Source organism: Kitasatospora sp. NPDC056783 (assembly GCF_042789895.1).
GTDB lineage: Bacteria > Actinomycetota > Actinomycetes > Streptomycetales > Streptomycetaceae > Kitasatospora.
In genome coordinates this window covers 1-10,258 of record NZ_JBHUAF010000311.1, presented here as the reverse complement: position 1 = coordinate 10,258, position 10,258 = coordinate 1, and the positions used below count along the sequence as shown (strand labels likewise).

Sequence of the window (10,258 nt, the reverse complement as noted above, 5' to 3'; positions counted from 1 at the left end):
GCCGGGGGCTCCGACAGTGTGCCCGGGGGTTCCGGCCTCTGTGGCCGGGGCCGGGCGATACGGACGGGCCTACAGCCCGACCTCGCGCATCAGCTGGCCGACCTCCGGGTTGGTCAGGCGGCGCAGCCAGCCCGACTTCTGGTCGCCCAGGGCGATCGGGCCGAAGTGGGTGCGCACCAGCTTCTCGACCGGGAAGCCGACCTCGGCCAGCATCCGGCGGACGATGTGCTTGCGGCCCTCGTGCAGGGTCACCTCGACCAGGTAGTTCTTGCCGACGTTGGAGATCACCTTGAAGCTGTCGGCGCGCGCGTAGCCGTCCTCCAGCTCCACGCCCTGGGCCAGCTGCTTGCCCAGGTCGCGCGGGATCGGGCCCTGGATCGCGGCCAGGTAGGTCTTGGTCACGCCGTAGCGCGGGTGGGTCAGCCGGTGGGCCAGCTCGCCGTGGTTGGTGAGCAGGATGATGCCCTCGGTCTCGGTGTCCAGGCGTCCGACGTGGAACAGCCGGGTCTCCCGGTTGGTCACGTAGTCGCCCAGGCACTGGCGGCCGTCCGGGTCCTCCATGGTGGAGACCACACCGGCCGGCTTGTTCAGCGCGAAGAACAGGTAGGACTGGGTGGCGACGGTCAGGCCGTCCACCTTGATCTCGTCCTTCTGCGGGTCGACCCGCTTGCCCTGCTCGGTGACGCGCTTGCCGTTGACCTCGACCCGACCCTGCTCGATCAGCTCTTCGCAGGCGCGGCGGCTGCCGACGCCGGCCCGGGCCAGCACCTTCTGGAGGCGCTCGCCCTCGGGCTCGCCGAAGGTCTTGGGCAGCTTGACCGCCGGCTTGTCGTGCCGGGCGAGGACGGCGTCCTCGATCTTGGCCTGGAGCTCGCGGGAGCGCTGCGGCTGGCGGCGCGGGTCGCCCGGGGCGCCCTGGCCCTCACGGCGCGGGCGCGGGGCCGGGCCGGGGCGCCGGCCGGCATAGCCGCCACGGGCCGGGGTCGCGTTGGGGCCGCCGCCGTACTCGGGGCGGTCGTACTTGCGCTCCTCCGGCCGCAGCGGGCGGTCCGGGTAGCGCCGGTCGTCACGCCGGTCGTCGCGACGGTCCCGCCGGTCGTCACGGCCGTACGAGCCGGAACCCGAACCGGATCCCGAGCCGCCGCGACCGCCGCCGTACGAGCCGCCACCGCCGTACGAACCGCCGCGCGAACCCGAACCCGAGCCGCCGCGACCGCCGCCGCCACCGCCGTACGAGCCGCCGCCGTAGGAGCCGCCGCCCCGGCCCCCGCCCTGTCCGCCGCGACCGCTACCGCCGCCGCTGCTGTTCCTGCCGTTGCCACTGCTACGCATCAAAGTGTCCGTACGTCGTTCCGTCTGGGATGTGCGGTCGTTTCGGCCGACCTCACCGCCCCCTACCGATCGGGCCCGGCCCGACCGGCCTCGCCACTGCCGTCCGCGGCCTGCGCGGCAGCGGCGGCGACCGCCTCCGCGATCATCGTGCCCTCCAGGGACTCCGCTTCCACGTCGTCGACCTCGGGCAGGAAGGGAGCGAGCTCCGGCAGCTCGTCCAGGCCGCGGAGCCCCATCCGTTCCAGGAAGTAGTTCGTCGTCCGATACAGGATCGCACCTGTTTCGGGCTCGGATCCGGCCTCTTCCACCAGTCCTCGCTGTACCAGGGTACGCATCACGCCGTCACAGTTCACACCGCGGACGGCGGAAACCCGAGATCTGGACACCGGCTGCCGGTACGCGACCACCGCCAGCGTCTCCAGCGCGGCCTGGGTGAGCCGGGCCTGCCGGCCGTCCAGGAGGAAGCGATCGACGGCCGCGGAGCAGGTGTCCCGGCTGTAGAACCGCCAGCCGCCCGCGACCAGTCGAAGGTCGAAACCGCGGCCCTGGGCCGTGTACTCGGCGGACAGCTCGCGCAGCGCCGCCGCCACCTCGGCCCGTGGGCGCTCCAGTGCCCCGGCCAGTCGCTCCTCCGCCACCGGCTCGTCGACGACCATCAGGACGGCCTCCAGTTCGGCGCGCAGCCCGACGTCGGCGCCTTCCCCGGTCCCCCCGGCACCGGAAGTCGACGGGGCCGACTTCTGGTGCACGACACGCGCTTCCTCGGCCGACGCGCCCCCGCCGGACGGCCCGGCCACCCCGGCAGGCCCCATCCAGCCCGGCTCCGCCCCGCCCAGCTCCGCCCTGCCCGGATCCACTCCGCCCGGATCCACTCCGGCGGACGCCGTCCCGACCGGCCCGTCCCGATCCGGCAGCAGCTCGAAGGCCGGCTCCAGCCACTCCTCGGCCCACCGCCGTCCCGGCAGCCCCAGCGGACGCCGCACCGGCCGCCCGCCCTCGTTCCCACCGCTCATCGCCGCTCGCCCTCCTCGGCCCCTCGCACGCCCTCGCCCGTCGGCCCGCCGACCCCTGCCGCCCGCTCCTCCCCGGTCCCTCGCACGCCTTCGCCCATCGGTCGGTCGAACTCGTCCGTCACCTCGACCACGCCCCGGCCCTCCTCGGCCACCCAGCGCACCCGCAGCTCGCCGAGCGCCTCCGGCTGCTCGAAGGCGAGGACCCGCTCCCGGTACAGCTCCAGCAGCGCGAGGAAGCGGGCGACCACCACCAGGTCGTCCGGCGCGTCCTCGACGAGCCGCTGGAACGAGGCCTCGCCCAGCTCGGTGAGCAGCCCGACCACCAGTCCGGCCTGTTCCCGAACGCTGACCGGCGGGGTGTGGATGTGGTCCACGTAGACGACCGGCGCGGGCCGGGGCTCCATCGCCTTGGCCGCCAGTTCGGCGAGCCGCCGCGTCCCGATGCCGATGACCACCTCGGGCAGCAGCTCCGCCTGCCGAGGTTCCAGGGCGGCGCTCCGGGGCCGACGCAGCAGCTCGGCCGCCCAGCGTTCGCCGAAGATCGCCGCCGCCCGCTTGTACGCGCGGTACTGGAGCAGCCGTGCGAACAGCAGGTCACGGGCTTCCAGCAGGGCCAGGTCCGCCTCGTCCTCGACCTCGGCCACGGGCAGCAGCCGGGCGGCCTTGAGGTCGAGCAGGGTGGCGGCCACCACCAGGAACTCGGTCGCCGCGTCCAGGTCCCAGTCCGGGCCCATCGCCCGGATGTGCGCCATGAACTCGTCCGTGACGGTGGCCAGCGCCACCTCGGTGACATCCATCTTGTGCTTGACGATCAGGCTGAGCAGCAGGTCGAAGGGGCCCTCGAAGTTGTCCAGCCGTACCCGGAAGCCGCCCGGCGACTCGTTCTCGGTCGCGCTCGCGGCGGTGGCGGCTGGTTCGGCGGTCCTGGGCATGACGGTCCATCTTCACCCATCCCCGGCCCCGGCCCCGCCCCGGGGGCCATCGACACGCCGCCCACCGGGCCCCGGCCGGCGTCCCCCCGGACGCCCCGCGAGCCCCGTACGCCCGTACGAAGCCCTCGACCCGCGCACGCACGCCCACCGCCGCGGGAAAGCCCTCCAGCGGCCACGACGCCCCCTCGGGCCCCGCACCAGCGGCCGATCCAGGCCGACGGCCTCCGGACGCCTCCGGGCGCCTCCCGACGCCTTCCCAACGCTTTCCCGGCAGCTTCCCGGCGCCTTCGCGACGCCCTGCCGACCACCCGGCGGTCTCCCCACGCCCGGTCCACGGCCACACGACCCGACGGCCCACGGCCCCACCGCGCCCGGCCCGATCCCGCGCGCCCCTAGCGCCCGCGCAACCGCCGGACCAGGATCGAGGCCTCACCGCGCTGCTCCAGGTCCGCCAGGACCACCGCGATGGCCTCCCGGACGATCCGCCCGCGGTCCACGGCCAGGCCGTGCTCACCGCGCAGCACCAACCGGGTGTGCTCCAGGTCCATGAGCTCCTCGGCGGACACGTACACCGTGATCTTCTCGTCGTGCCGCTCGCGCCCGCTGGGCCGGCGCGGCGCGCGACCGCGCGGCCGGGCGCGCCCGGCGGCACCGGTCTGCTCCTCCACGGCGCCCTGGTGCGTCCGGGCCGCCGGGGCGGCCCCGGCTCCACGGCCGCCCGGGACGGTCTTCCCGGCCGCGACGGCGCCGGCGGCGGAAGCGGGCCCGACGGCCGCGCCGGGCCGCTGCGCGGGCGCCGGCACGGTGGCCGTCGCCTGCTGGTCCGGCGTCACCTGCCGCTCGTCCTGGGCCCCCTGGGCGGACTCGGCACCCTCAGCGCCGTCCGGGCCGGTGCCGGTCCGCGCGGTCTCCGGTCTGGATGCCTCGGCGGCCGGACGCGGCGCGAGGGAGGGCGACAGCGCCATCCCGCCGGTGGTCCGGAACAGCTCGTCGGCACCCGGGAGACTCACTCGGCGGGGCGGCACCGGTCGAGCACCTCCCTGGCGAGCTGGCGGTAGGCGGCGGCACCGACCGAGTTGGTCGCGTACGTCGTGATGGGCTCGCCGGCGACGGTGGTCTCCGGGAAGCGCACGGTCCGCCCGATGACGGTGTGGAAGACGTGCTCGCCGAACGCCTCGACGACGCGCGCCAGCACCTCGCGGCTGTGCACGGTGCGCGAGTCGTACATGGTGGCCAGGATGCCGTCCAGGCGCAGCTCGGGGTTGAGCCGCTCGCACACCTTCTCGATGGTCTCCGTCAGCAGCGCGACGCCGCGCAGTGCGAAGAACTCGCACTCCAGCGGGACGATCACGCTGTGAGCGGCGGTCAGGGCATTGACCGTCAGCAGGCCCAGCGAGGGCTGGCAGTCGATGATGACGTAGTCGTAGTCGGGCAGCAGCGGCTTCAGGGCGCGCGCCAGCGCGGACTCCCGGGCCACCTCGCTGACCAGCTGCACCTCGGCGGCGGAGAGGTCGATGTTGGACGGCAGCAGGTCCATGCCCGGCACGGCCGTCTTGAGCAGCACCTCATCGGCCGTCAGGCCCCGCTCCATGAGCAGGTTGTAGACGGTGACGTCGAGCTCCATCGGGTTGACGCCGAGGCCGACCGAGAGGGCTCCCTGCGGGTCGAAGTCGACGAGCAGCACCCGGCGGCCGTACTCGGCCAGCGCCGCACCCAGGTTGATGGTCGACGTGGTCTTGCCGACGCCGCCCTTCTGGTTGCACATGGCGATGATCTGGGCGGGGCCGTGCTCGGCGACCGGCGCGGGGATCGGGAAGTACGGCAGCGGACGGCCGGTCGGGCCGACCCGCTCGCGGCGCTGGCGCGCGGCGTCGGGGGCCAGCGTGGCGGCGTACTCCGGGTCCGGCTCGTACTCGGCGTCCGGGTCGTCGTAGGCGCCGTAGGCGAACTCGCCGTAGGCCAGGCCGTAGGCCGCCAAGTCGGCGTCGTGATCGGTCACCGTGGTCACCTGTGCTGTGTTCTGGCGTGCTTCGAAGGTACGGAGTGCGACCGAGCCGACCTCGGCCGAGCCCACGGAGGGCTGCCGGGCCCCGGGCTCCTCACTCGGCTGGCCGGCGGTGAGCTCCGCCAGTCCTGGCTGACCACCCCCGGGAGCAATTGTCGACTCATTCACAAGTCGTCTTACCTCCTTGGGCATCCAGGACTCTATGTCGATTCGTCAGCGTGGCAGCATGCCGACGGTTTGCGACTCTAGGCCGTTCAAGGCGTTCGCAGCAACACAATCCACGGTAGTGGGCAGGATGTGTCGACTATCGAGCGGGCTGCTGTCAAGGGATGAGCGGGCCATCGACCCCGGCGTTTCCGTGGGCGGGTGACATGACCGACGGATATTGACGACAGAGCGACCCGCTCGCTCCATCCGCCGTTCACGGGCACGGCGAAGCCCCCGGCCCGAACGGATCGGGTCGGGGGCGAACGACCGCCGCGCGGTCAGGGGGTTCAGGCGAGCACGCTCTCCAGGGAGACCGACTCCAGGCCGAAGGCCTCGGCCACGGCCGGGAAGGTGATCTGGCCCTCGTGCACGTTCAGGCCCTTGGCGAGCGCGGCGTCGCGGCGCAGCGCCTCCTTCCAACCACGGTTGGCCAGCTCCAGCACGTACGGCAGGGTGGCGTTGGTCAGCGCGTAGGTGGAGGTGTTCGGGACCGCGCCCGGCATGTTGGCCACGCAGTAGAAGACCGAGTTGTGGACCTTGAAGGTCGGGTCGTCGTGCGTGGTGGCGTGCGAGTCCTCGAAGCAGCCGCCCTGGTCGATGGCGATGTCGACCAGCACGGAGCCCGGCTTCATGCGGGAGACCAGCTCGTTGGTGACCAGCTTCGGGGCCTTGGCGCCGGGGATCAGCACGGCACCGACGACCAGGTCGGCCTCCAGGACGGCCTTCTCCAGCTCGAAGGAGTTCGACACGATGGTCTTGACCTTGGTGCCGAAGATGCGGTCGGCCTCGCGCAGCTTGTTGATGTCGCGGTCCAGCAGGGTCACCTCGTAACCCATGCCGACGGCGATGGTGGCCGCGTGCCAGCCGGAGACGCCACCGCCGATGACGACGGCCTTGGCCGGGTGGGTGCCGGGCACGCCGCCCGGCAGGGTGCCACGGCCGCCGGCCGGGCGCATCAGGTGGTACGAGCCGACCTGCGGGGCCAGGCGGCCCGCGACCTCGGACATCGGGGCGAGCAGCGGCAGCGCGCCGTTCGTCTGCTGCACGGTCTCGTACGCGATGGCGGTGGTGCCCGAGGCGATCAGCGCGTCCGTGCCGGGGCGGTCGGCCGCCAGGTGCAGGTACGTGAAGAGGGTCTGGCCCTTGCGCAGCCGGTGGTACTCGGAGGCGATGGGCTCCTTGACCTTCAGCAGCAGGTCGGCCGTGGCCCACACCTCGTCGGCGGTGGGGAGGATGGTGGCGCCGGCGGCCACGTACTCCTCGTTGGGGATCGAGGAGCCGACACCGGCGTTGTCCTCGATGTAGACCTCGTGTCCGTTGCGGACCAGCTCATGCACGCCGGCGGGCGTGATGGCCACGCGGTACTCGTGGTTCTTGACCTCGCGGGGGATGCCGACCTTCACGACTGAACACGTCCTCTTGCCATGGGGGTCCCGACCGGAGAAGACCGGTGGGCGACGCGCACGTGGGGAGCCTCCGGAGAGCCCGGGGCGGGGATCGCTGCGCGACTGAGTCCGAGTGTAATGAAGCCCAGTCGGCGTGTCAGCCTTCCAAAGTGAATAATTTTCCCGCACACATTGGCAGGTTCGTAGGCTTCCCCTGCGACTTACCCACCAAAGACCTTCCAACCAGGCATATTCGACAATACTCCCGAAACGCCCATCACCATCCCGCGTCGACGCGTTCCCGCAGGTCCGTGAGGGCTGTTCCGACGGCCTCCAGACCGCGTTCGTCGCCCAGCCGGCGCAGCACCGCGAGCGCGGCCCGGTACTCCCGGTCGGCCTCGTCGAAGCGGCGCTGCGCGGTGTGCGCCTCGGCGACCCGGGCGAGCAGCCGGGCCTCGGACGCGTGGTCCCCGAGCGCCTGCCGCAGGCCGAGCGCCCGCCCGTACCAGTCGGCGGCACGCACCGCGTCACCGAGCGCCCGGTGGCAGTTGGCCGCGCTCTCCAGGGCCCGGGCGCACAGCGGCTCGTCGTCGGCCGTCCGGGCGTGTTCCAGGGCGGCCCGGTAGTGCCCGGCGGCCCGTTCCCAGTGGCCCGCCGAGGCCTGGAGGTCGCCCAGGTTGAGCAGCGCGGCCGAGGCCCGGCGGGGGCGTCCGTTGCGCTCGGCGACGGTCAGCACCAGCTCGTGCAGCCGGTAGAGGTCGGTGGGCGCGGCCGCTCCGGTCAGCGGCAGCGCCCGCAGCAGCGCGGTGACCAGCCGCCCGGCCGAACCGTCCAGGTCCCCCTGGCCGATCGCGTCGGCCACCGCTCCGAGCAGCGACTCCCGCTCGCCGAGCAGCCATTCCCGGGCGTGCTCGGCCGAGTGGAGCCGCAGCGGGGCCGGCAGCGGGTCGGGCCCGGGGCCGGCCGCCGGGTCGAGCAGCGCCCGGGCCGACTCGGCGAGCCGGACCAGCCGCTCCAGCAGCCGGGCTCGGGCGAGCTCGGTCTCGGCGGGCCGGTCCTCCCGCTCGCGCAGCCGGACCAGCCGCGGGTAGATCCGGCCGGGCACCCGGTAGCGCGGGGTGCCGTCGGCGGCCGGCGCCTCCTCCCCGAGCAGCTCCCGCTCGGCCAGCGCGGCCAGCGTCGCGGCCGCGTCCGGCGTCGGGCAGCCGACCAGGGCGGAGGCGGTGCGCGGATCCGCGGTCTGCGCCGGGGCCAGGGTGAGGGTGCGCAGCATCCTCGCCTGGACTGCCGGGAGCCCGCGGTACAGCAGGGTGAAGGCGCCGAGCAGCGGGTCGTTGTCTGGGACGGGCACCGGCTCGGCCGGCTCGGGACCGGGCTTCACCCAGTCCGCCGGGTCACCGGCCGTCTCGGCACCGGAGGCGTCCGCGCCCTTCTCCTCCGTCTCCCCCTTCTTCCCCGGCCCGCCCTGCGCCGGAGCGTCCTTCACCGGCCCGGCCGTCGCGGCCGCCTTCTCCCGTCCCTTGCCCTGTCCTCGCTCCGGCCCCCTCTTCCGCCCGTTGTCCCGTCCCCGCTCCCGTCCCCGCTCCGCCCCCTCCTTCGGCGCCCCCTCCGGCTCCGACCCGGCGGCACCGACAGCCCCGGCGGCCCCCGAGGCGGCCGTCTGCTCCCCCACCACCCGATTGAGCTCACGCGCCGCGTCCGTCACCGCGGTCTTCGGGTTCCCGCGCAGCCACCCCGCCATCAGCCGCAGCGCCGCCGGCCGGCTGGCGCAGGCCTCGGCCAGGTCGGCCCCGCCCACCGGGTCGCAGGAGATCCGGGTGCCGCCGACCAGGTCGGCCAGCAGTTCACCGGAGGCCTGCCGGTCCAGCCCGCCGAGGATCACCGGATCGATGTCCTCGATCCCGGTGAGCGGCCCGGCCGTGGTGGCGAGCACCAGGCAGCCGGGCTCGTCGGCGAGCAGCGGCCACACCTGCCCGGCGTCCCGGACGTCGTCCAGCACGAGCAGCACCCGCAGCCCTTCGAGCGCCTCGCGCAGCGCCACGCAGCCCGGCTCGTCCCGCCCGTCCTCCCCCGCCCCGGGCAGCGGTACGGCGCCCTGCGGATCGAGCTGCTCCAGCAGCAGCCGGGCGGCCCGGGCGGGCGGCATCCGGCCGCCGTCCGGGGCGGACAGCCGGACGAACAGCACGCCGTCGGGATAGTCGGCGGCGACGGTACGGGCGAAACGGGCGGCCAGCGCGGTCCGCCCGGAGCCGGGACGGCCGGCCAGCACCAGGACCGGGCAGCGCCCGCTCGCCGGACGGGCGGCGGCCGCCCGCAGCGCGGCCAGTTCGGCCCGCCGACCGACGAAGAGCGCGGGCCCGGCGGGCAGCCGCTCCAGGCCCGGGACGGCCCCGGCGGGCGCGCCGGGGCCGGGATCCATCGTCGCCGTCTTCCTTGCCACCCGTGCCACTCCCGACGTCATCCCGCGCTCGGCATCCGACGCCCGGCATCCGGTGCCCAGCCTCCGGGGGTCTGCGGAGGCGGCCCGGGGCGGGCGCCCTGTCTGCGAAGCGTAGTTCGACCGTCCGGCTCAGCAGAGGTGACATCCGGTCGTACGAATCCGCAAATCACCCCAACGACTCAACGCGAGGGAACGGGCGGGGCCCGGCTCGGTCCTCGAAAGGTCTGGCCGACTCGACCCGCGAAGGGCCGGCTCGGCTCAGACCCCGAAGGGCCTGGCCGGCCAGGGCGAGTCCGCCGGGCGCAGCGTGTCGAGCCCGCCCGGGCCGGTGAGCGCGGCGTGCACGGCCAGGGTGCCGGTGACCAGCGTCGGGTTGTGCAGCGCCCCGGCCTGGATCAGCTCGATCAGCTCCGGCACCGGCACCCAGCGCACCTCGATCTCCTGCTCCTCGCCCTGGGCCGCGAAGCGCTCGCCCTCGGCCGGTGCCAGGTCGGTGGCCAGGAACATCCGCAGCGCCTCGTCGGTGCCGCCCGGGGAGGTGTAGTAGTCGGCGAGGATCCGCCAGGTGCCGGCCTTGCAGTACGCCTCCTCGTACAGCTCGCGCTGCGCGGCGTGCCACGGGTTCTCGCCGGGCACGTCGAGCAGGCCCGCCGGCAGCTCCCACAGCCGCTGGCGCACCGGGTGGCGGTACTGGCGCAGCACCAGTACCCGCTGCTCGTCGTCCAGGGCGAGCACCGAGACCGAACCGGGGTGGGTCTGGTAGTCACGACGGGCCCAGCTGCCGTCGGGCATCCGGACCTCCTCGCTGCGGACCCCGGTGACCTTGCCCTGGAACGGGGTCCCGCTCGCCCGGACCTCCCACTCCTCCGCCACGTCGGCGATCCCCTGGCGGCTCTGCTCGTCCATCGCTCTCCCCTTTTCGTCAGTACGACACAATCTAACGC

General features: G+C 74.1%; 8 protein-coding genes. All 8 read right to left on the bottom strand.

From position 1 onward, the window contains the following. Positions 1-69: 69 nt before the first annotated feature. Positions 70-1,332: a pseudouridine synthase gene (locus ACFRMQ_RS31280; protein WP_380734081.1), complete on the bottom strand. Its 1,263-nt coding sequence runs from the start codon at positions 1,330-1,332 to the stop codon at positions 70-72. Positions 1,333-1,394: 62 nt separating this feature from the next. After that, positions 1,395-1,988: an SMC-Scp complex subunit ScpB gene (locus tag ACFRMQ_RS31275; RefSeq protein WP_380734082.1), complete on the bottom strand. Its 594-nt coding sequence runs from the start codon at positions 1,986-1,988 to the stop codon at positions 1,395-1,397. A gap of 353 nt (positions 1,989-2,341) precedes the next feature. Continuing rightward, a complete protein-coding gene (locus tag ACFRMQ_RS31270; RefSeq protein ID WP_380734080.1) occupies positions 2,342-3,277 on the bottom strand; it encodes a segregation and condensation protein A in 936 nt (311 codons plus the stop codon). 392 nt (positions 3,278-3,669) lie between these two features. After that, on the bottom strand, positions 3,670-4,287 hold the full coding sequence (locus ACFRMQ_RS31265; RefSeq protein WP_380734078.1) for a hypothetical protein: 618 nt from the start codon (positions 4,285-4,287) through the stop codon (positions 3,670-3,672). After that, complete coding sequence (locus tag ACFRMQ_RS31260; protein WP_030245868.1) at positions 4,284-5,351, bottom strand: ParA family protein; 1,068 nt, start codon at positions 5,349-5,351, stop codon at positions 4,284-4,286. The genes ACFRMQ_RS31265 and ACFRMQ_RS31260 overlap by 4 nt, the downstream gene beginning before the upstream one ends. 425 nt (positions 5,352-5,776) lie before the next feature. Beyond that, positions 5,777-6,892, bottom strand: a complete 1,116-nt coding sequence (ald, locus tag ACFRMQ_RS31255; protein ID WP_380734077.1) for an alanine dehydrogenase — start codon at positions 6,890-6,892, stop codon at positions 5,777-5,779. Between the two features lie 259 nt (positions 6,893-7,151). Continuing rightward, the gene (locus ACFRMQ_RS31250; RefSeq protein ID WP_380734076.1) at positions 7,152-9,293 is read right to left on the bottom strand and encodes an AAA family ATPase; all 2,142 of its coding nucleotides are present in this window, start codon (positions 9,291-9,293) and stop codon (positions 7,152-7,154) included. 279 nt (positions 9,294-9,572) lie between these two features. After that, positions 9,573-10,220, bottom strand: coding sequence for an NUDIX domain-containing protein (locus ACFRMQ_RS31245; RefSeq protein ID WP_380734074.1), 648 nt, complete (start codon positions 10,218-10,220; stop codon positions 9,573-9,575). Between the last annotated feature and the right edge of the window lie 38 nt (positions 10,221-10,258).